The following is a 21,354-nucleotide window of genomic DNA, read 5'->3' on the forward strand; positions in this document are numbered from 1 at the left end:
ACGTCGGTTATGACGAAACAAGTCTCGAAGATCATTGCGGAAAATATTAACAATTCGGGATATACCGGCCTGATTATCTCAACCAGGCTCAAGGCCAAGCGTTTCCCGACGCAGCAGGGCCCATTCAATCAATGCCGCCATAGATGGGCCCAGTGCTGTTCCCAATTCCGTGAGGGAGTATTCAACACGAGGCGGAACTTCAGGATAAAGCGTCCGCAATATAATCCCATCTTTTTCCAGCTGCTTAAGCTGCTGTATAAGCATCTTTTGATTTACCCCCTCGATCCTACGTTCAAGCTCAGAAAAGCGCAGTGGAACTTTAGCGGCGAAAAGCTGGCATAAAATGATTGTTTTCCATTTACCTTCAATAATCTTCAGGGCTTCGCTGGTAACCTGCGCCCATACGAGCCGTTGTTCAGGTATATCACAACGCCAGTCTCTTTCCATACTTACCTCCAGTAAGCTACCCACTATTTTGTGTGTTTTTGTCGTTACCACAGTAAGGGATTAGTGTACCCCCTATTGCAAACGACTTCAGGAGTGAAGATGAGAATCGGCGTAATTGGTACAGGCAATATTGGCGGTACGCTTGCACGTAAGTTAAGCGAAGCTGGGCATGAGGTAAAAGTGGCAAATTCACGCGGTTTAGACGCGGTAAGGGAATTTGCCAGTGAAATTAACGCAGTGCCGGCGGACATATATGGTGCAGTGACTGACGTAGATGCCGTTATTCTGTCCATTCCATTCCCGGCGGTGAGTAGCCTGCCTGATGGGTTTTTCTCGGGTTTACCTCCACATGTCCCTGTCATTGATACGAGCAACTATTATCCAGGTCTGCGCGATCCGCAGATTGCTGCGCTGGATGAAGATCGGACGGAAAGCGAATGGGTTCAGGAGCAGATTGGGCATCCCGTTATCAAAGCCTTCAACAATATACTCGCCGACTCTCTGGCAGAACTGGGACTGCCTGAGGGGAGCCGCGGTCGCCTGGCAGTCGCAGTAGCAGGAGATCATCCAGCCGCAGCACAGGTCACGATGTCCCTGGTTAACGATACCGGCTTTGACCCCGTATTTTCCGGGTCTATCGCTGAATCATGGCGTCAGCAGCCGTGCACGCCATCCTATTGTTGTGACTGGGAGGCTGCCACCATGCTTCGCGCTTTCCCCCTGGCGAAAAAGGGAGAAGGACGGGCCCGTCTGCCTTTACTTTATGCCAGCTTCGGTAAGCTGGGTGAGGCGCCAACACACGAAGATATCATAGATAATAATCGAGCCATCAACTGGCCTGTATAACGTGGCTGCCGATGATGACGAAAGCGGTGCCTGCCTGAGCGGCGGCAAAATGCACATTCTTTAGAAGAATCGATGGTCAGAAGCTGGCTTAGCAATCCATTGCAAATCATTGTTGGAAAAGGTGAACCACGCTTTAAGATCGCCACTCGCCCTAAGAATGCCTGTTATACAGCAAATAAGACATTATTTGGCTTTAGGGTTAACCGATATTTTTCCATAAAAAAAACCACTGCCAGTGGCGACAGTGGTTAATAGTACAGCTTTTATTATATTATGCAGAAATTAGCGTTGGGCACTGAGGCCAATATCTTTATTCAGGCGTTGTTCTGTAGACGACACGGACAACAAAAAAATAAAGCTGAATTATGATGATAAGAACCAAATGGCCAAAATAAAAACGACTCCCCGGGCTCTTATCAATAAACGCTTCATGATTAAGTCGTGGCACGCCATCACGTCGTTTCCCAGCGACGAAACTGAAGACTCGCATTGACGCCACCGAAACCAAAACCGTTTGATAATGCATAGGTTATAGCAGCAGGACGGGCCTTTAACGCGACAAGATCCAGGCCCTGCCCCGCCTCATCCGGATGATGCAGATTCAACGTCGGCGGTATAACCTGATCGCGTAAGGCAAGCACGGTAAATATGGCTTCAACACCCCCTGCGGCCCCCAGCAGATGGCCGGTGGCAGATTTTGTCGAACTGATAGCGACAGCCGATCCCCCGCCGAACACAGACCTGATGGCCGCCAGTTCGCCTTTGTCTCCTACCTGCGTTGAGGTGGCATGGGCGTTGATGTGCTGGATCTCATCGGCCTTCACCTCCGCCTGAGCCAAAGCCAGTTCAATTGCCCGACGTGCGCCGCTACCGTCTTCCGGCCCGGCGGTAAGATGCCATGCATCGGCGCTGGTGCCATATCCCACCAGTTCAGCCAGAGGGGTCGCGCCGCGCGCAAGCGCGTGCTCAAGAGATTCAATCACTAATAACCCGGCACCTTCCGCCATAACAAACCCGTCCCGATCGCGATCGAAGGGTCTTGACGCTTCAGCCGGGTTTTCCGAAAACCCGGTGGAGAGCGCACGCGCCGCGGCAAAGCACCCCAGGGTAACGCGATCGATTGCGGCCTCCGTCCCCCCACAAATAGCGATATCAGCTTCGCCGCCTCTGATAAGCCTGGCCGCATCGCCAATCGCCTGCACGCCAGCCGCACATGCGGTGATCGGCGCGCCAAGCGGCCCCCTGAAACCATGTCGGATCGAGATATGGCCTGCAGCCATATTGGCGAGAAAAGAGGGCGCAGTGAACGGCGATAGTCGCCGTGGGCCGCGCGTATCGGTAGTCCTTACCGCATCAGCAATCGCGCCGAATCCTCCCACACCGGATGCGATAATGGTTGCTGTGCGTTGCTGCGAGTCATCATCCACCGGGCGCCAGCCTGCCTGCGTCAGCGCTTCCTCGGCCGCCATGAGCGCAAACTCAATGAAACGGTCCATTTTCTTTCGTTCTTTTGTCGGTATAAACCGCTCCGGGTCATAGCCGGCTTCAGGATCTTCGACAACAGAAGGTACCAGGCCTGCGACAGCGACACCGGTTCCGTCGCTGACGTCTGGTGAAAGACGCCTTATCCCCGATTGGCCTTTAAGAAGCCTGCGCCAGGCTATCTCTGTATCACATCCCAGAGGGCCGATCATACCGCATCCGGTTACGACTATTCGCTTTCGCCTTTTGAGAGCCATCGTTAAATCCTCATCATTCGGGTCGATATTTTCAGGGCCGCCGGAACGTCGTCTGGCGACCCTTTCTTTAGTGCATCACGGTCAAACTGCAGCCTGCGGTTCCGCAGGTTTCTGCGTATCAGGACGTATTTTGAACCAGATGGCATACATGGCGGGCAGGAACACCAGCGTGATAATGGTGCCGCCAAACGTCCCGCCAATCAGCGTGTAGGCCAGCGTCCCCCAGAACACCGAGTGCGTCAGCGGGATAAACGCCAGTATGGCCGCCATCGCCGTCAGCAATACTGGTCTAGCCCGCTGCACCGTTGCCTCCACCACCGCATGGAAGGGTGCCAGCCCCTCCTGCTCGTTGTGATGGATCTGGCCTATCAGGATCAGGGTGTTGCGCATCAGAATGCCGGACAGCGCAATCAGCCCGACGAGGGTATTGATGCCAAAAGGCTGGTTGAAGAGCAGCAGCGTTGGCACCACCCCAATCAGCCCCAGCGGCGCGGTGAGGAAGACCATCACCATCGCCGCCATCGACCGCACCTGCAGGATGATAATTAACAGCGTCATGGCAATCATGATAGGGAACAGCGGCACCATCGCTTTGGTGGCTTTCCCGGACTCTTCGATCGAACCCGCCTGCTCGATGCGGTATCCGTCCGGCAGCGTATCGATGACCGGCTGCAGCGCCTTCGTGATGGCGGTAGAAACATCCGGCGGCTGCAGATTTTCGGCTATATCCCCCCTGACAGTTATGGTCGGAATACGATCGCGACGGCGCATAACCGGCTCTTCCATTTGCACCTCAACCTCGCCAATCTGAGACAGCGGAATGCGCTGCCCGGCAGCCCCCACCAGGGTAAAGCCGGCAATTTTTGCCGGGTCAAGCCGGATATCCCCCGCCGCGCGTCCCATGACCTGTACCGAACGGATATCTTCCCGTACCGAGGTGATCGGAATCCCTGAAAGCAGGAACTGAAGCTGCTGCGCGGCCGCATTCGAGGTCAGCCCCACCGCCTGCAGGCGATCCTGATTGAGCGTGAAGTGCAGCGCCGGTACTCGCGGCCCCCAGTCGGTGTTGACGGTTCTCATCATTGGACTGGCCTGCATCACTTTTTCGACCTTATCTGCGATTTCGCGCAGCGTGGTAGGGTCAGGCCCCATGACGCGATAAGCCACCGGATAGGGTGAATAGGGTCCAAACACCAGCTGGGTCACGCGCACGCGCGCCTCGGGCGTCAGTCCACCGGCCACCGCTTCACGCAGTCTGAACTTAAGCGCCTCGCGGGCTTCCGGGTTGTCCGTCAGCACGACTATTTTCGCAAATGACGGGTCAGGCAGCTCGGGGGCCATGGCCAGAAAGAAACGCGGCGCCCCCTGCCCGATGTAGGAGGTGACAATTTTTGCCTCTTTCTGCTTTCTCAGCCAGGCTTCGATTTTCGCCGCGGTGGCATTGGTCTGCTCGATAGCGGTGCCATAGGGCATCTGCACTTCAACCAGCACCTCAGGACGGTCGGAGGTGGGGAAAAATTGTTTTTTCACCAGCCCCATGCCGAGTATCGCGACCGTAAAGACGGCAATCACGGTACCCGCTACGATCCACTTGCGCGCGATAACCCAGGCCAGCAACCGGCGAAAACGGTTGTAATGACGGGTGTTGTAAATCGCTGCGTGTCCCCCCTCTACCTTTTTGATATCGGGCAGCATCTTCACGCCCAGATAAGGCGTAAACACCACCGCGACAATCCAGGAGGCAATAAGGGCGATACCGACGATCCAGAACATGTTGCTGGTATATTCGCCGGCGGTGGACTGGGCAAAACCGTTAGGCATGAAACCAACGGCGGTGACCAGCGTACCGGCGAGCATCGGGGCGGCGGTGTGGCTCCAGGCATAGGCGGAGGCTTTGATGCGGTCGTAGCCCTCTTCCATTTTCACCACCATCATTTCGATGGCGATGATGGCATCATCGACCAGCAGCCCGAGCGCCAGGATCAGCGAGCCCAGGGTGATACGGTCAAAGTTTTTACCGGAAGCTTCCATCACCACGAAGACAATCGCCAGCGTTAACGGTACGGCAGCGGCGACCACTACGCCCACGCGCCACCCCATGCTGACGAAACAGACCACCATCACCACCAGCAGCGCGACAAAGAACTTGATCATAAACTCGTCAACGGCGGAGCTGATGTTGACCGACTGGTCGGTGACCTTGGTCAGGGTCATGCCGAGCGGCATACCCGCATTAATTTTGGCCGTTTCCGCATCCAGCGCCTTACCCAGATCCAGCCCGTTCCAGCCGTCCCGCATCACGATGCCCAGCAGCAGCGCCGTTTCCCCCTGGTTGCGGATCTGGAAGGTTGCCGGATCTTCGTAGCCCCGCTCAACGGTCGCCACGTCCGATAGCTGCAGGGTCCGGCCCTGGACAACAATGGGGGTTTCGCGGATTTTCTCCAGTTTGTCAAAAGCGCCATCCAGGCGAATAAAGACCTGCGGTCCTTTAGTGTCAATCGATCCAGCGGGCGTCAGGACGTTCTGGCTGTTAAGGGCGGAGAAAATATCCTGAGGGGAAACGCCCAGCGTGGCCAGCCGGTCATGCGAGAACGAAACAAAGATGCGTTCGGCCTGTTCGCCGATAATATTGACCTTCTTCACCCCCGGCACGTGCAGAAGACGCTGACGCAGCGATTCCGCATCGCGAACCAGCAGCCGCTGTGGCTCTCCTTTCGCCTTCAGCGCAAAGAGCGCGAAGGTGACGTCGGAAAATTCGTCATTGAACATCGGTCCGATAACGCCTGCCGGCAGGTTTTTGGCCTCATCGCCGAGCTTCTTGCGCGCCTGATAGAACTCTTCCTGCACCTGTGAAGGCGGCGTGCTGTCCTGCAGTGACAGCATGGTATAAGCCAGACCGGGACGGGTGTAGGTTTCACTACGGTCATACCACTTGAGCTCCTGCATCCGCTTTTCAAGCGGTTCAGCAACCTGATCCTGCATCTCCTGCGCGGTAGCGCCCGGCCAGGCAGAAATAATCGTCATCTGCTTGACGGTAAACGGCGGGTCTTCCGCGCGCCCCAGTTCGAAAAACGACAGAACCCCGGCCACGGTAATCAGGATAATGAGGAACAGCGTGATGGAACGCTCGCGAACGGCCAGCGCTGAAAGATTGAATTTGCCGTCGCTCATGGCCGACTCCCGGCGACGCTGGCATCGTTCTGTACAGCCATGCGTACGGCCTCACCGTCATGCAGCAGATGCGCCCCGAGCGCGACCACCTTCTCGCCAGGCTGGAGATTACCGGATACCTGCGCCGCATCATCACTCAATCCCAGCACCTGAACGGACCGCCACGACACTTTGGCTGGCTGACCTGAAATCTGCCAGACGCCCGGCCCTTTGCCCGGATCGTAGAGGGATGCTAATGGCACCTGCATCACCTGGTTCGGTAATTTACCGTCTGCAATGTGCAGCGTCACGGTGGATCCCAGCGGCGCATTCGCCAGCGCCCCTTCAAGCACATATCTCGCCTCGAAGGTGCGGGTGACCGGATCGGCCGCATCGGAAAGGAGACGCAGTTTCGCCGGGACCGTCTGTTTACCGGTGCCGTACAACATGGCCTCGGCCTCGCTTGCGGGAGCCGGACGTAACGTTTCGGGTAACTGCACGCTGGCCTCACGCTGGCCCGCTCTGGCCAGACGAACCACCGGCTGACCGGCGCTAACCACCTGACCGGGTTCAGCCAGAGTCTCCATGACCACGCCGTCGGCGTCGGCCAGCAGCACCGTGTAGCCCGTCGCGTTTTGCGCCACATTCGCCTGGGCCTGAGCCGCACTGAGTTCAGCTTTGGCCGTATCGGCGGCCGCCTTAATCTGGTCGTAGGCCGATGCCGACACCGCCCCTGCCGCGACCAGACCGCGGTAACGCGCCTCATCCGCCGCAGCTTGTTTTGCGCGGGCCCGTGCGGCCGCGACAGCCTGTTGCTGAGCCTGAGCCTGCAGGCCGAGGTCCACGGGATCCAGACGCATCAACGGCTGGCCGCGCTTGACGTTCTGACCGGTATCGACCAGACGTTCAAGAATTTTGCCCTGCACTCTGAAACCGAGATCGCTTTGAACGCGGGCGACAACAACGCCGGTAAACGCGCGGGAGGCATCCATCGCACTCACTACGGTCGCAGACCTGACCAGAGGAGGCTGAGTGCGGGGATCGTCTGTGCCGGAAACGTCACCGCAGGCCGCGAGGGCAAACGGCAGCAGGCAAACGGCAAGAGGGGCTGATTTGAGCCTGAGCATGGAGTTCCTTAAACATTTTGACAGGACAGTTGAACCATACTCTTTCATGTGACCAATTAAGTCAATGGTCACTTTCGAATTGCTAAACTTCTGAGTATTAATGAGGATAGCAATACGGACGCAGTGGGTGCGGTATCGAGGTTAAATTGCAGCTGTAACGGGCAAATATAAGGCTGCATGACCAGACTGATGGCATCAGCGGTCTCGTCCAGCGGGGTTTTGCGTTCAAACTCCCCCGCCTGCCGACCTTCCTGAATGATGTGCTGTATTAGCTGTCGCAGCTGCTGCTGATAGACGGCGGCGGAAGGCCAGCGCTCCCGGGAGGCAACGGCAGCAATGTCATAAAGCTTGCGATCGTGAAAGAACAGCTCGTTACCGGCTTCGATCAGCGCGTTTAATAAACGCCTCAGCTTTTCGGAGGCGGTAGGCGCATCGGCAATCGCGTCATTGACGACCTCAGAGATTTTCGCCAGCCTGTTAGCACAAATGACTTCTCCAATCGCCTGTTTTGAATCGAAAAATTTGTATATATAGGCTTTTGAAAAACCAATCGTTTTCGCCAGATCTGACACGGTGGTCTTCTCGTAGCCGAAATACCCGAAGTGCTCCGTAGCGGCTTCCACAATCCGATCGCGGACGCAATGGTCCGACGGTCCCCGTGAGGAGTGTGCATTTGTGTATTTTGTCATTTTTCCAGCTTAGCCCAGAAGGCCTCGATTGACAACTTGTGACCATTTGGTAATGTAGTCACAAATCAAAGTTGACTCAAGGCACATCATGTTTCTCCTGCGCACTCTTGTCCTGGCCGTAACGGCTGGCTTACTGGCGGGCTGTGCCGTCGGGCAGGATTATCATCGTCCCGATGCACCGCTTTTGAAGCACTATCACTCTCAGCCTGCCGTCCAGCAAAGAAGCGCCTCGCGGATCGCCAGTTTTGATGTGTGGTGGGAAGGGTTTAACAACCCGATGTTGAGTTCATTGGTGTCTGACGCACTCGCGCAGAATCGGGATCTTGCTCAGGCAACCGCGCGGATGGCCCAGGCCCCCGCAGATCGCCTCTATGGGGATGCCGGCCGACCTGCTTCGCCGGAGACCGGATATTATCGTGGCGGAGCGTCATCTCGCCGCCTCTCATGCACGTAACCGGGGGACGAATGAAAAGAATAGGCGTTCTGGGCGTGGATGCGTTAAGCGAAAAACTGATCGCAGGATTCTTTCAGGCGGAAACGGGCGCCCAGGTGTTTCTGTCCCCGGCAAACAGCGAACGGGCTCAAAGGCTGGCAAGGAAATTTCCCTGCTGGACCCTGGACAATCACCAGGCGGTCATTGATGAAGCGGATGTCATTATTATTAGCGTTAACCCTGATACTTTAAATGAACTCGCGCGCGGTGTGCGGTTACGCGATTCACACACCCTGATTTCGCTTGTACCAGGTATTCAGTCCCGAACCCTACGTGAGATATTCCAGCCTGCAAACTGCGTCAGATTACGCCTGGCATATAGTGATGGAATAAATCAATCCGCAGTCATCCTCACCGCAGCGGATGAAGAAATACAGCGCCTGTTTGCCTCGTTAGGGCCGCTCTTAGTGGCGGCCGACGAATCGGATTTTGATTCAACAACCGAAGGCCCTGTCTGAGCGGTGATTTCTATTTGGTTTTACAACAATTCTGACCAGCACGGGAATGATAACTCCCTGAAAACGGCTCATCTGCCCCCCTCGAATAAACGTGACAATTTTCGCCATGTTTTAGAGATAATCACCGGCCTGCTCCCCAACCTATCGCAGGCCAGATTGGCGTGATTCACCGAATTATAAGAGCCAGCCCCGCGGCGAAGAGAATAGAAAGCAGCACCGATGCCAGGCCAGGCAGCAGAAAAGGGTGATCGATAATATGTCGGCCCAGTTTGGTGGAGCCGGTATCGTCCAGCTCTACCGCTGCCAGTAACGTCGGGTAATTTGGCAAAATAAAAAGAGAAGCCGTAGCCGGAAAGCAGGCGACCAAAATAGCGGGAGCAACGCCCATGCTCAGCGCGGCAGGGAATAAAATTTTTGTTGAAGCCGCCTGCGAATACAAGAAACATGATGCCGCCATAATGATGAGCGCCAACATGATGGGCGAATCCAATAAATGTGACGAGACCGCGCTTTGCAGCCACTGTTGATTACTGTCCATAAAGGTGGAACCCAGCCAGGCGACGCCAAGGATACAGATGCAGGAGGTCATCCCGGTTTTAAACACCGAGCCGGACGGGACCTTGTGGACGTTAACCCGGCAGCACACCACAATCAGCAGCGCAACGCCCATCATCACCCCTACCCGCGCCTGCCCGCTGCTCATGACCGGATGGGCAATCAGCCCTAATTTTGGACTGGTGACAATCGCATAAGCCAGAACCGCAACCAGCCCAACGATAAAGATCAGCACCGAACGACCGGCATAGGGCGGGATAGCCCGCTCAGTCCGTGCCTTAACCTGAACCGGATTGTCACAGAGCCGATCCTGCTGGCGGATTCTGTCCCAGAACAGGTAAAAAAAGGAGGTGACCAGCAGCGCAAGAAAGGTGGACGGTATTGATACCGCGATGAGCTCAATATAGCCCCAGCCGTCATGCCCTTTCTCCAGTATCCCCGAGAAAAAAATCACCGCCGCGGAAATGGGCGACGCCACAATACCCAGCAAAGACGCGCTGACGGAGAGAGCAAGCGCGCGGGTGGGTTTTATATTGTTCTCTTTCGCCACGCCGACAATAACCGGCATACAGGCAAAGGAGACCTGCCCGGTGCTGGCCATCATGGTTAATAGCCAGGTGGAAAGCGGCGCGGTGATGACTAACAATCGCGGATAGCGGCGCAGCAGGCGCTCGGTGAGGTCAACAAGATATTCAATACCGCCGGCCTCCTGCATGGCGGCAATCGCCACGATCACCACCATGATAAACACGATAACCAGCATCGGCATATCGCCCGGCGTCGCGCCGAGCGCGCTGAGGACAATCACGCCGGCGCCGCCGGCAAACCCCACGCCGATCCCCCCAACCCGCATGCCGATGTACAGAAACAGCAGCACCACCAGAAACTGGACCAATATCATATATTGCCTCCACGGCTCCCTGTCCGGCATTAACCCTTCGCAAGATGACATGGCCGCCGCGCAAACGCGCGCTCACCATATCTTTGGATGTAACCTGCCGGTGAACGACAATTTATCGCGATACAGCGGCATCGCTGCACACGGTGTGAATCAGGCATCCGATCTGCTCAATCTCAACTTCCACCTTGTCCCCGGGCTGCATAAAGAGCGGCGGCGTACGTTTTTTTCCGATACCGCCGGGGGTGCCGGTCAGGATAACGTCTCCCGGAGAGAGCGCGCTGAAGGTGCTGATATACGCAATGAGTTCGGCAATTGAATACAACATGCTGCCCGTATTATCCTGCTGCACCGTCTGGCCATTGAGCCGGGTGGTAATATTCAGATTTTGCGGGTCGGGGATATCATCCGCCGTCACCAGCCAGGGGCCGAAGCCGCCCGTTGCAGGCCAGTTTTTCCCGCCGGTAAAGCAGGCATGCTGCCAGTCGCGCACCGAGCCATCCATATAGCAGCTGTAGCCGGCAACATACTGCAGCGCCTCCTGCGCAGGGATATTGCGCCCTCCCCGGCCGATCACCAGCGCCATTTCGCCTTCATAGTCAAACTCATTGCTACGTTCCGGCTTGAGGAGCGGCGCCAGATGCCCGGTCTGCGAATCCGCAAAGCGGATGAATAGCACAGGATTCGCGGGCTTCTCGTTACCCGCAACGTTTTTATCGCGATAATTCACGCCGGCGCAGATGATTTTTTTCGGTTCAGTAATGACCGGCAGGAAAGCGATCTCGTTGAAGGAATAATGCGTTTTCTTCGCGGACGGCGGTAGAGTATCAAGCAGATGAAGGTGCGGCAGAAATTCAAGCAGACTGCCATATTGAGGGAACAGCGCCTGCAGATCGATGACGCCATCGGCGGTCGCCAGACCATATTTATTTTTATCATTAACGCGAAAGCTTAATAGTTTCATAAATCACCTTGGGAAGAGACAGAGGTGAAAGCCCCGACGTGATGATGAAGAGAATGAAATAATACCGGGGCGAAGTAACCGATTATCCGCAATACAGTAAGGCCGATTTCTGCATTGCGGATTCACAACTGATTCAGAATGAATTAACGGACGCGGCCCAGCTCGGCGGCGCGCATGGCGTCGTGGATCTCTTTTTCAGCCCCATTCTCGAGCGGCAGCAGCGGAGAGCGAACGGTGGCATGTTCAAGGATCCCTCGCGCAACCAACGCATGTTTAAGGGCCACGGTACCTTCCATGTGAGAACCGCGGTGGTAGACGCTTTTGGTCACCGGCAGCAGTCGATCGTGCAGCTGACGCGCTTTAACGTAATCGCCCGCTTTACCCGCCTTAATCATTTCAATTAACGGCTCAGGCGCGATATTACCGTAGCCGACCAGGAAACCATCCACATCAAACGCGGTATGCAGCAGATACTCATCGTGGCAGCTTAAGATTTGCAGATCCGGACGCTCGCGACGAATCACCGGAATTTCAGTATCCCAGCGGCGCATATTACGTACGCCATTTTTCATGGCAAATACGCCCGGCTGCGCGGAGATATCCAGCAGGGTTTTCAGGTTGTAGGTGGCTTTAGTGACATCCGGATACTGGAAAAGAATCAGCGGCAGGCCGCTTTCTTCATACACCACGCGGTAGCGATCCTGGGGGGCGCCATCCTGATAGCCAAAACGCAGCCAACCGTGAGAAGGATAGAGCAAACCTGCGGATGCCCCGGCGGCAACGGCGCGCTTCGCCTCCAGCGCAGCCACTTCGGTCCCTTCCCCGGTGATACCGGCAATGATAGGAAGCTTATCATCCACCGACTTCACAAATGCGCGGATCACATTCGCCTGCTCTTCCTGGGTCAGAAAAGTCCCTTCCCCCGCGTGTCCCAGAACCACCAGACCTTTCACGCCGTCGATGCTGCCGAGCCAGTTACCGAGGCGCTGAATGGCATCATAGTCTACGCGTCCATCGCGAGTGAATGGCGTAACCGGAGCCGGAGTCAAACCTCTCAGATCGATGTTAATCATAAATATCCCCTTGATGAGTAAGCATTTGTTTGCAGTTAAGCGATGATTTGAAACGAAAGTGAAATCGTTTCTGCAATCGTTTTCACGTAATTGACATTGAACCTCAAAAATAAAACCGTCAACGCCGTGTTGGTTAAAAATGCAACGCAGATCACAAACTAAACAGCAATCTGCATCCGGGATGAGATCCGTTATACAAAATTCAACCCTCCCCGCTTTCTCCAGGAAAGCCGGGGAGGATCGCAGGCGGATTATTTACGTGGAGACGCGGTAGACTTACGGGGAATAAGAGAAGGCGTGGTAATCCGCATATTATTATTTATCTCTGGATTCAATAACATATCAACCGCATTGCTGGCGATATGCTCCAGCGGCGTTCTGACCGAAGTCAGCGCCACGGGCAGTCTGCTCACCAGCGGAATATCGTTGTATCCCACCAGCGAGAGATCTTCGCCAATCACCAGGCCCTGCTGGTGCGCGGCCGCCAGGACGCCAATCGCCAGTTCGTCATTGACGGCAAACAGCGCGCTTGGGCGGTGAGGCTGGCTGAGAATTTTCATTCCCTGCTGCTCTCCCGAGGCGATGTTAAAATCTGAATGGCAGCACCAGTCCGCTTCGATCCTGAGCCCGGCTTCCTGCATTGCCCGCTCAAAGCCCTTACGCCGGTTGCGCGCGTTGGAGGCAAAATCAGGGCCGCCAATCAGGCCAATATCGCGGTGACCTAAATCGATCAGGTGCCGGGTAGCCAGATAGCCGCCAAGCTCATCGTCGCCTACCGATGAGGGGCTAAAACCGTCGGTACGCAGCGCCAGTACGTGGGGAACATCCCGTTCACGCAGGGCTTGCGGCAACGGATCGTCCAGCCGGCAGGTGGACATGATCAGCCCATCCACGCGGCGATCCAGCAGCGACTCAACGGCGTTTTTCTCCTGCTCCTTGCTATCCCCGCAGGTCGCTACAATCGCGAAATACCCTCGTCTGGCCGCGGCCCGGGCTATCTCTTCGAAAAGCATGGCGGTGACGGCATCGGTTAGCCTGGGAACCAGGACGCCAAGCGTCCCGGTATCGCCGCGCCGCAGGCTGGAAGCAACATAGTCCCGACGGTAGCCCAGCTCTCGGGCAACCTGGCGAATTTTATCTGCCGAGGCGCTGCGCGAGGTGGGTAATCTTTCATCGAGTACCCGTGAAACGGTCGAGACGCTAACGCCCGCGGCGCGAGCAACATCCCGCATTGTCGCCAGCTTTTTTTCCGGCAAATCGTTCAGTTCACTTTCTTGATCCATCTGCTGCTCCAACTCATCAATGCGGGTAAAAATCCGTGTTGCCCGTTCAACGGATACCATCGTGCAAACCGTGGGGTTAAAGGATCTTACGTCAAACCTCGCCCGGACAAAAGGAATGGTGCTTCACTTTGCCTGGGTGCGCCCGGCAGGTCGTTCATTGACCCTTTTTATTCACTTTGCCCTGCGTTCACCGCTTCGTTTTTTTACCGGTTAGTTTTTTCAGATTGTGAACTGCTCGACAATTATACAACAGGCGCAATTGACTTAGCGGTGAATCCAGCAAAGGATTAACTGAAAGTGAAATCGATTGCAGTAACGTTACCACAAACGAATTCAGAGAGCATTATATGCAGCACGTCTTTGGATAAGGGTCCGTTGCCCTGTTGTTATTCAGAACCTTACGTGTATGCCCCAGACAACGTTTAACAGGGTAATACTATGTCAACTCAGGCCATTGCTTCAGATTACGCCGTTGCCAGCGGAACGGCGTCAACACCGGACGCGCTGCTGGCAAGACTGGAACGTCTGCCCATCACCCGGCGGCTGAAGGCGATCCGCGTTATCGTCGGCTTATCGACGTTTTTCGATGCCTATACCATTATTGCTATCGCTTTTGCGCTTCCCCAGCTCACCCAGGAGTGGGGCCTTACGCCGACGTTTGTCGGTCTTATTATTGCGGCCAGCTACGTGGGCCAGCTGTGCGGCGCGCTGTTTTTTGGTTCGCTGGCGGAAAAAATAGGCCGTATCGGCGTATTACGTATCACCATCATCATGTTCGTTCTGATGGATGCGGCGTGCCTTTTTGCCTGGAACGGCTGGTCAATTCTGATTATTCGCTTTTTACAGGGGGTGGGTATCGGTGCGGAGGTTCCCGTTGCCAGCGCCTATATCAACGAATTTGTCGGAGCAAAGAAGCGCGGGCGTTTCTTTTTGTTGTATGAGGTGATTTTCCCTATCGGCATGATGTTTGCCGGATTGGTGGGGTATTTTCTGGTGCCTATCTATGGATGGAAGGTCATGTTTTTAATTGGCTTAGTTCCCTCAGCGCTGACCGTTCCACTGCGCTGGCTGATGCCTGAATCACCGCGCTGGTTGGCTGCAAAAGGTCGGCTGAAGGAAGCGGACAACGTCGTATCGACGCTAGAATCTGAGGTGATCAGGCGTGGGATGACGTTGCCCGAACCTGAAATAAAAGCCCCCGCGGTGCAAAAAGCGGCTCCGGAAGGGGTTAAGGCCCTCTTCGGCGGTATTTATAAATCCCGCACCTTTATGCTGTGGGGGCTGTGGCTGACGGTTTACAGCGTCAACAACGGAATGATCACCTGGTTCCCAACCCTTTACAAAACCTGGTTTAACCTCTCCCTCGATACCAGCTTGGCCTACGGCTGGATCACCTCCTCCTGCGGCGTCGTCGCTTCGGTGATCTGCGCCTTGCTGATCGACCGCGTCGGGCGCAAGCGCTGGTACACATGGGCCTTTTTACTGGCCGTCGTTCCGCTGATTGCGCTTTCTGTTCTGGGCGCAAAATCCGCCGTTGAAATTCTGATTCTGGGAAGCATGACCTACGCCATTCTTCAGACCATCGCCTTCTCGCTTTATCTCTATGCGGCTGAGCTTTATCCCACCCGGCTACGCGCCATTGGCACCGCGTACTCCAGCGCATGGCTACGCGCGGGGTCATCCATTGGCCCATTAATGGTCGGGTTTATCGTCAGCGGCTTCGGGATCCGTTTTGTGTTTGTCACTTTCGCGGTCATCGCGCTGATTGGCGGCTTGATTACGTGGATTTTTGCCATTGAAACCAAAGGGAAATCGTTAGAAGAGCTGTCGCCATAGACGGCCTGTGGCTCCGGGATTCGCGGAGCCACCTCTGACAGGAGGTCGGCGTAGTCGGCTGATTCAGCTGCGCCCTATCGGGAACACTTCATAGACCTGGCTCATCAACGGGCGGTGAAAAACATGAACACACTCATTAAAAGCGGCATGATGCTGCTGGCATTTCTCTATCCTTTACTGGCTCTGGCCAACGATACGCTTTTTTCTCCAACAGCAAAAAATATGACCGGAGAGTGGGGAGGCGTGAGGACGGATCTGCGTCAGCATGGCTATGATTTTACGCTGGAATATAGCGCGATGACGGCCACGAATATTTCCGGCGGTTACGATCGCGATAAAACCCTGCGCTACAGCGACCAGTATATTCTCGGCGTAGATATGGACCTGGAAAAGATTTTAGGTATTCGCGACGGTGAATTTAAAGCGTCGGTGAATAATCGTAACGGGCGAGATCTGACTCAGGATCGGCTACAGGATCCGCGCGCGCCGGTAATAGGCTCCGGTGTCCAGAGTAACTACGGGCGGGGGCAAACATGGCACGCGACGCAGTTTTGGTTCAAAAAAAGCGGGTGGGAGAAGAAGCTGGATATCAAGGTGGGACTGATGCCGCCAGGAGAGGATTTTGATAATAACGGCTGCTTTTTTCAAAACCTGTCGCTGTGCGGTTCTTTAGCCGGACACGGCAGCGGCGTCTGGTATAACACCCCTATAGGCCAGTGGGGTGGCCGCGTCAAATACAGCCCTACCCCAGCGCTATACGTCCAGGCCGGGGCGTTTCAGTACAATCCTAACTACGCCACCCGCCACGGAAGCTTCGAGCTCGATGGAACCGGGCATCTGGGGTACATGTACCTTTTTGAGCTGGGATACTCACCCACCCTCGGCGCGGCAAAACTCCCCGGCATCTGGAAACTCGGGGGCTGGTATAACACGGCGGAGGCCAACGATGTGCTGGATGATGACAATGGCGACCCCTATGTCCTCACGCACCAGGCCGCCCGGCGACACGACGGCCGCTACGGAGGTTATCTCTATATCAGCCAGCAAATTACCCACTCGAGCAGCCATCGACAAAATGGCCTTAGCCTTTTCGCGCATCTGGCAATGAATGATAAAGATACAGCGACAATGGACTATCAGATGCAGGCAGGCGCCATTTATAAAGGCCCTTTCGCCAGTCGTCCGCAGGACTTTATCAGCTTCGGCGTCAGTAAAATGCACGCCAACGACAGAGTCGCCCGTCGGGCGCAGCTCCTGAACCAGATGCGGGGGATCGAGGATTACGATAATCCCCTGTATGTCCCGGTTCGCAAAGCCGAGTACGCCGCAGAGCTGCATTATAGCTTCCGCGTTACGCCCTGGCTGACCGTGCGCCCTAACCTGCAGCTGCTGGCCCACCCGGGAGGAAGCGAGGAGATTAAAAACGCGTGGGTGATCGGCAATCAGGTGACCGTGAAATTCTGATAACACGGGCTGCCGCCGTCAGGCCTACTGTATTCGACCAGCAACGTGTCTTCCGCGGGGAGACGAATATCTCCCCATTTATCCCCCACGTCAAAGGGGATTCTGAGAGAGTACGAACAGAACTGGAGTCAGCTTCTTTATTTAGCCCTCTTGTCTATCGCGGGAAATTCATTGGCCGCGGTAGCGGTTATCCAGTCACGGAAACGCCGACAAATCTTCTGCAAGACCGCGGACTCGTCGTACACCAGATAGTACGCAATCGGCGTATTTACCGGTATTTTCAGCGGGTTAATCAGCAAACCACGCTTCAGTTCTTCACAAATAAGAGAACTGCGCACGAGCGCAATACCTTTATGCTGCCAGTCACTCCCTGCCCTGCGTAACTGAGCACGGTCTGCCGGTGTTCACTCAGATGCAGGACTGACTGGACGCCTATTTTTCCGGTTTCGCCCCGCAGCCGAAACAGCTTAACCGGGTATGCCGGGGGGATCGCAAGAAAAATCCAGCCACTTAAACTCGAAGGCGTCGATATCACGACTCTGACGCTACCGGCCAGAGGCACAGCTCTATAATCCGCAGTAGAATCCAATACCGGGCTTCACTGATAACGCGACCGGGTCATCTGTCAGGCATGGCCCGGTTTAAAAAGATACGCTGACAGTTCTGCTGCGGTGATATCAAACTCAAGTTGCTGTATGACTTCTGCCAGTTTTCCTCTGCCGTTTCACGGTCAATCTGATTCAGCAAAATCTGGATAGCGGCCAGTTTAAGCTCCTGAGAAAGGTGTTCCAGATCAATAACAATATCGCCGTCGGTTTCTTCAGCCGGTTCTTTGAAAAGTAAGCCGTAGTCCGTGTGTTCAGTATTCATTTCTGTCGTCTGCGCAACGAAATTTATTTTCGGGATTATTTCACCCAGTCTTCCAGTATCAGGCCCGGCACGCGCTCAAACTCCCGCACATTATTCGTCACCAGGATGGCGCCGGCCGCGATGGCGTGTCCGGCTATCGCGGTATCGTTTGGGCCGATCGGCGTCCCGACGAGGCGCAGCGCCACTTTGATGTCCGTCGTGGCATCCACCGCGGCGTGTTCCCAGGGCAGGACAGCATCGAGGCGCGCGCATAACGCGTCTACCAGTTGAATATGGCGCGGCGAGGCCTTCGGGCCTGTGGCGCCGAAGCGCATCTCGGCGTACGTCACGGCCGAGACCACGATGCGGTCACCGCGCAGCATCGCCTGTTCCAGGCGCTTCAGCACGGATTCCGGCTGCTCGCGCATGATGAACGAGCAGATGTTAGTGTCGAGCATCCAGGTTTTCTTCATGGCTCAAAGCGTCCTTCATCGCTGACCACATCCTCACGCTCTTTCAGAAAATCAGCGTCAGCTTTTTCCAGGCTGGCGAGCGAGCTCCAGGTTGGCCGGACGGGACGCAGGATGATGCTGTTCCCTTCCCGGACGATCTCCAGCTCGCTGACCCCCTCAAAATCCAGGTCCCGGGGCAGACGGATGGCGCGGTTATTGCCGTTTTTAAATATCGAAACTGTGTGCATGGTTTTCCTCCTGTGCTGATCATGTATGACGCTTGATTGCATATGTGAAGTTCATGCCCGACGGATGTGATTGTATAGGTGTTACATATGCAGATGTCAGACATATGGATATGCTGAACATATCCTTTATTCTCTCATTTACACCGGAGATCCGAAAAAAGGCACGGACGGAAAAGAAATTAATCTCTCACCGGACACTTGCTTTCGTTTCAGCCCAGGGTCAGGATACTTCGATGCTTATGGAGGCTGTTTTATGAAACGTTTTCTGTGTATGGCTGCAACGTTACTTGTAAGTACAACGGTATTTGCTGCGGGTGAGCTTGAAATTAATGATTCTCCGCTGACACGAGTTTTGAATGACCATAATCAGGCACGGGTGTCTTCCTGTAATGATTTTATTTCTCTGCGTAAAGCGGGTGAAATCGTGAAAGATCTACCCGGTCTTTCAGATCCTGATTACCACACTGCTGAAGATGCTTTATTTTCATGCTGGCTGAAAGCCTATACGGTTGAGCACAACATGATCCCGTTTAATGAAACAAAACCAACGCTGGGTGAACTACTTACGCATTTTCCTGCCAGTTCGGCCTATACCGTAAGCCATGAGGAACATGAAAACATAGAGCAGCACTATGCGGGTAAAACAATTACCGAATATACCCCGGGCCTGAAGGCCAGGGACGACAGAATGGAATCCGCCGCCAGCTCAACCGGTTATGTTCTGGATGATTACTATTCTTTCACTGATAAAGAAGGGGATCATCTCTACATTGTCGCTCTGACTGGTTACTCCGTTGGTAGCACGGTCAGTAACAAAGTATATTATCGCATTGATAATATGAACAACCGTGTCTGGAAGATAACCAGACTTAATGAAAACAGCCCGTTATGATTTTGCATTAAAGTTATAACCCCTCTCCATGAGATCCGAAAAAAGGCATAATCGGAATTTTAAATTTCATAGGCATAGACAGGACATGAAACACAGGTATTATCGGTCAAATTTATATATCGAAAACCAGCCACCCATGCCGTTAATACAGACACGCCTGCGTTGCTTTTCAGGGAGATAATGTTATGGCCGAGCCAATAAATCTGCAGTCCGACGTTGTGAGGCAACACTCGGCCCCTCGATTTTTACTGAATATGTGAGAACTCAAAAATCATTAAGATCGACCACATAGAAGACATAATTTTACGTTATGTTAAATGAACTTTTTATATAATCATAAATATAGAAAGTTTTCCGGATCAGCACTCACATAAGTCCACTTGATGAGTTGAGGATGAGGTTAATCATACGGAATTATATTGAGAAGCCGTGACATATCCCCAATATTATCCAAGTGCACCTGCTGGCTGATTAATCAGTCGTCCCAGAGTATTATACTTTCCCGCGTTAACTCTCAATGGCTAACGCGGGAAGCATTTTTGTTAGTAGTAGTTTATCGTAAACTCCACCGCAGAATCCGCTCTGCCCGCCGTCATTGTGGTACTTCCGGCAGTCCTGACATAGCGGGCTCTCAGAGGAATAGAATAGTTAGCGACGCTGTTCAATAAATTCAGGCCGCTGTCCACCGCCAGACCAGAGACCGCTTTTTCCAGTACACCGATATTCGATTTATCCTGAATTTCCAGGCACACACCGCTCGCCGCATCAGTCGTGGGTGCGATATTAGCGCAATGTTCTCCGCTCGGCATTTCACTAAACCCATAAACTGGATTAAACAGTACGTTGACGGTGTTTGGAGTCACGGAACCCAAAACAATATTATCATCACCATCCCAGCTAAAAGAAGGCAATTGATTGGCTATCGCTTTGTAGAAACCAAACATCGGCGGGCAATTATTCAACTCAATGGCAAAATCCACCCACGGTGTATTTTCCATATTGTCTGACACATTATGCCTCCCCATGGCCACATTGACATCGGGTGTCTGGCAGGTACCTGAGACTACATTAATGGAGCCGGACTCTATAATTAAACGAGGACCATAGTCTCGGGTCACTTCAGGCCCTGACGCATTCTCAAGAAACTCCATATGCAGAGTTACTGGCGGAACAGAGATGGGAACAGACCACGTCCCGGCAGGTATATCACCAGTCTTGACCAGAAAAATATCCACGGTAAGATACTGTCCCATATAAGACGCTATACCACCCCAGCCAGAGCTCGTTCCATTTCCCCCCCCCCAGTTCTGGATAAAGGGATAAGTCTTGAGGTTTGCAGAGGCAATCACAAGACCTAATCCGGGAATGCTTGTATCATAAATATTTCTGTTCCTCCACGTACCTACAATAGCTGGCAGACTACCTTCTATATTATGGTGCAAGGTAAGCGTTATCGTGCTTTGATCACCATCGGTACGAATACAGTCTGTAACGCCGAGAAAATCCCCATTATCCGGATTCTTAATACTTTGGCTCCAGAGCACCGTACCAACCGGACTGTTTCTTAATGCTGAAACCTGAATACCGTCAAGAAGGAGTGGCACATGATAATCCACATAAGTGGTGCGCCCTGACATGTTCGAGGCGCAATCTATTGCGGCAAGCGCCCTGCCCGGCAGCAGTGACAACAACAGCAACGACGCGAGAGAAAACATGATTCCGTGTTTTACTCTGATATCATCCCGCCGTTCGCCCGTCATCTCTGCCCGTTGCTTTCCTGATATCGCCCGCGACACGCCGGCGATATAAGAACAATATTTCGTGAGTTTTTTCATTAAACGCTGTGTCCCTGTTCTGTGCTTATTTAACAAGAATGCTGATGGCGGCATCG

General features: G+C 54.2%; 19 protein-coding genes and 1 pseudogene. 6 read left to right on the forward strand and 14 right to left on the reverse strand.

What is annotated here, in order from left to right; genetic code table 11:
- Window positions 1-78: 78 nt before the first annotated feature.
- A complete protein-coding gene (locus CMQ96_RS24465) occupies window positions 79-447 on the reverse strand; it encodes a helix-turn-helix domain-containing protein (RefSeq protein ID WP_004132581.1) in 369 nt (122 codons plus the stop codon).
- 99 nt (window positions 448-546) lie between these two features.
- Between CMQ96_RS24465 and CMQ96_RS24470 the strand changes: the two genes are divergently transcribed.
- Complete coding sequence (locus tag CMQ96_RS24470; RefSeq protein WP_004132583.1) at window positions 547-1,293, forward strand: NADPH-dependent F420 reductase; 747 nt, start codon at window positions 547-549, stop codon at window positions 1,291-1,293.
- Between the two features lie 452 nt (window positions 1,294-1,745).
- Here the strand turns inward: CMQ96_RS24470 and fabF are convergent, their stop codons facing one another.
- From fabF to CMQ96_RS24490, 4 genes are all read right to left on the reverse strand, one after another.
- Window positions 1,746-3,032, reverse strand: a complete 1,287-nt coding sequence (fabF, locus tag CMQ96_RS24475; protein ID WP_098067459.1) for a beta-ketoacyl-ACP synthase II — start codon at window positions 3,030-3,032, stop codon at window positions 1,746-1,748.
- Window positions 3,033-3,113: 81 nt separating this feature from the next.
- Complete coding sequence (locus CMQ96_RS24480) at window positions 3,114-6,203, reverse strand: efflux RND transporter permease subunit (protein WP_024359111.1); 3,090 nt, start codon at window positions 6,201-6,203, stop codon at window positions 3,114-3,116.
- The gene (locus CMQ96_RS24485; RefSeq protein WP_098067460.1) at window positions 6,200-7,309 is read right to left on the reverse strand and encodes an efflux RND transporter periplasmic adaptor subunit; all 1,110 of its coding nucleotides are present in this window, start codon (window positions 7,307-7,309) and stop codon (window positions 6,200-6,202) included. Before CMQ96_RS24485 ends, CMQ96_RS24480 begins: the two co-directional genes overlap by 4 nt.
- A gap of 68 nt (window positions 7,310-7,377) precedes the next feature.
- The gene (locus CMQ96_RS24490; protein WP_098067461.1) at window positions 7,378-7,998 is read right to left on the reverse strand and encodes a TetR/AcrR family transcriptional regulator; all 621 of its coding nucleotides are present in this window, start codon (window positions 7,996-7,998) and stop codon (window positions 7,378-7,380) included.
- An 88-nt stretch (window positions 7,999-8,086) separates the two neighbouring features.
- Here CMQ96_RS24490 and CMQ96_RS28965 point away from each other — a divergent pair.
- Together CMQ96_RS28965 and CMQ96_RS24500 are read left to right on the forward strand one after the other, a co-directional pair.
- Window positions 8,087-8,353, forward strand: a pseudogene (locus tag CMQ96_RS28965) (TolC family protein); the annotation flags it as partial.
- Between the two features lie 110 nt (window positions 8,354-8,463).
- Complete coding sequence (locus CMQ96_RS24500) at window positions 8,464-8,949, forward strand: pyrroline-5-carboxylate reductase (protein WP_053086601.1); 486 nt, start codon at window positions 8,464-8,466, stop codon at window positions 8,947-8,949.
- 166 nt (window positions 8,950-9,115) lie between these two features.
- On the opposite strand, the gene CMQ96_RS24505 is transcribed toward CMQ96_RS24500, so the two are convergent.
- The 4 genes from CMQ96_RS24505 to CMQ96_RS24520 all read right to left on the reverse strand — a co-directional run bounded on the left by CMQ96_RS24505 (window position 9,116) and on the right by CMQ96_RS24520 (window position 13,722).
- A complete protein-coding gene (locus CMQ96_RS24505) occupies window positions 9,116-10,405 on the reverse strand; it encodes an anaerobic C4-dicarboxylate transporter family protein (RefSeq protein WP_049085656.1) in 1,290 nt (429 codons plus the stop codon).
- 112 nt (window positions 10,406-10,517) lie between these two features.
- Window positions 10,518-11,366 (reverse strand): fumarylacetoacetate hydrolase family protein, encoded by an 849-nt coding sequence (locus tag CMQ96_RS24510; protein WP_098067463.1) that lies wholly within the window; start codon window positions 11,364-11,366, stop codon window positions 10,518-10,520.
- A gap of 143 nt (window positions 11,367-11,509) precedes the next feature.
- Window positions 11,510-12,439, reverse strand: coding sequence for a dihydrodipicolinate synthase family protein (locus CMQ96_RS24515; RefSeq protein WP_004129307.1), 930 nt, complete (start codon window positions 12,437-12,439; stop codon window positions 11,510-11,512).
- A 251-nt stretch (window positions 12,440-12,690) separates the two neighbouring features.
- On the reverse strand, window positions 12,691-13,722 hold the full coding sequence (locus CMQ96_RS24520) for a LacI family DNA-binding transcriptional regulator (protein WP_049085676.1): 1,032 nt from the start codon (window positions 13,720-13,722) through the stop codon (window positions 12,691-12,693).
- Between the two features lie 438 nt (window positions 13,723-14,160).
- Here CMQ96_RS24520 and CMQ96_RS24525 point away from each other — a divergent pair, with 438 nt between their 5' ends.
- Window positions 14,161-15,558, forward strand: coding sequence for an MFS transporter (locus tag CMQ96_RS24525; protein ID WP_004132593.1), 1,398 nt, complete (start codon window positions 14,161-14,163; stop codon window positions 15,556-15,558).
- 123 nt (window positions 15,559-15,681) lie between these two features.
- Window positions 15,682-17,022, forward strand: coding sequence for a carbohydrate porin (locus CMQ96_RS24530; RefSeq protein WP_049085654.1), 1,341 nt, complete (start codon window positions 15,682-15,684; stop codon window positions 17,020-17,022).
- 137 nt (window positions 17,023-17,159) lie between these two features.
- Here the strand turns inward: CMQ96_RS24530 and CMQ96_RS24535 are convergent, their stop codons facing one another.
- The 4 genes from CMQ96_RS24535 to vapB form a co-directional block, all read right to left on the reverse strand.
- Window positions 17,160-17,360 (reverse strand): hypothetical protein, encoded by a 201-nt coding sequence (locus CMQ96_RS24535; protein WP_224231419.1) that lies wholly within the window; start codon window positions 17,358-17,360, stop codon window positions 17,160-17,162.
- 280 nt (window positions 17,361-17,640) lie between these two features.
- Window positions 17,641-17,892 (reverse strand): hypothetical protein, encoded by a 252-nt coding sequence (locus CMQ96_RS28725; RefSeq protein WP_176519008.1) that lies wholly within the window; start codon window positions 17,890-17,892, stop codon window positions 17,641-17,643.
- Window positions 17,893-17,927: 35 nt separating this feature from the next.
- The gene (locus CMQ96_RS24540) at window positions 17,928-18,344 is read right to left on the reverse strand and encodes a PIN domain-containing protein (RefSeq protein ID WP_098067464.1); all 417 of its coding nucleotides are present in this window, start codon (window positions 18,342-18,344) and stop codon (window positions 17,928-17,930) included.
- Window positions 18,341-18,571: a type II toxin-antitoxin system VapB family antitoxin gene (gene vapB, locus CMQ96_RS24545; protein ID WP_098067465.1), complete on the reverse strand. Its 231-nt coding sequence runs from the start codon at window positions 18,569-18,571 to the stop codon at window positions 18,341-18,343. Before vapB ends, CMQ96_RS24540 begins: the two co-directional genes overlap by 4 nt.
- 253 nt (window positions 18,572-18,824) lie before the next feature.
- Here vapB and CMQ96_RS24550 point away from each other — a divergent pair, with 253 nt between their 5' ends.
- Window positions 18,825-19,463: a hypothetical protein gene (locus CMQ96_RS24550; RefSeq protein WP_098067466.1), complete on the forward strand. Its 639-nt coding sequence runs from the start codon at window positions 18,825-18,827 to the stop codon at window positions 19,461-19,463.
- A 542-nt stretch (window positions 19,464-20,005) separates the two neighbouring features.
- Here CMQ96_RS24550 and CMQ96_RS24555 read toward each other — a convergent pair.
- Window positions 20,006-21,298: a hypothetical protein gene (locus tag CMQ96_RS24555; RefSeq protein ID WP_098067467.1), complete on the reverse strand. Its 1,293-nt coding sequence runs from the start codon at window positions 21,296-21,298 to the stop codon at window positions 20,006-20,008.
- Window positions 21,299-21,354 lie beyond the last annotated feature (56 nt).

Source organism: Klebsiella sp. MBT K-1, from assembly GCF_002556465.1.
GTDB lineage: Bacteria > Pseudomonadota > Gammaproteobacteria > Enterobacterales > Enterobacteriaceae > Klebsiella > Klebsiella grimontii.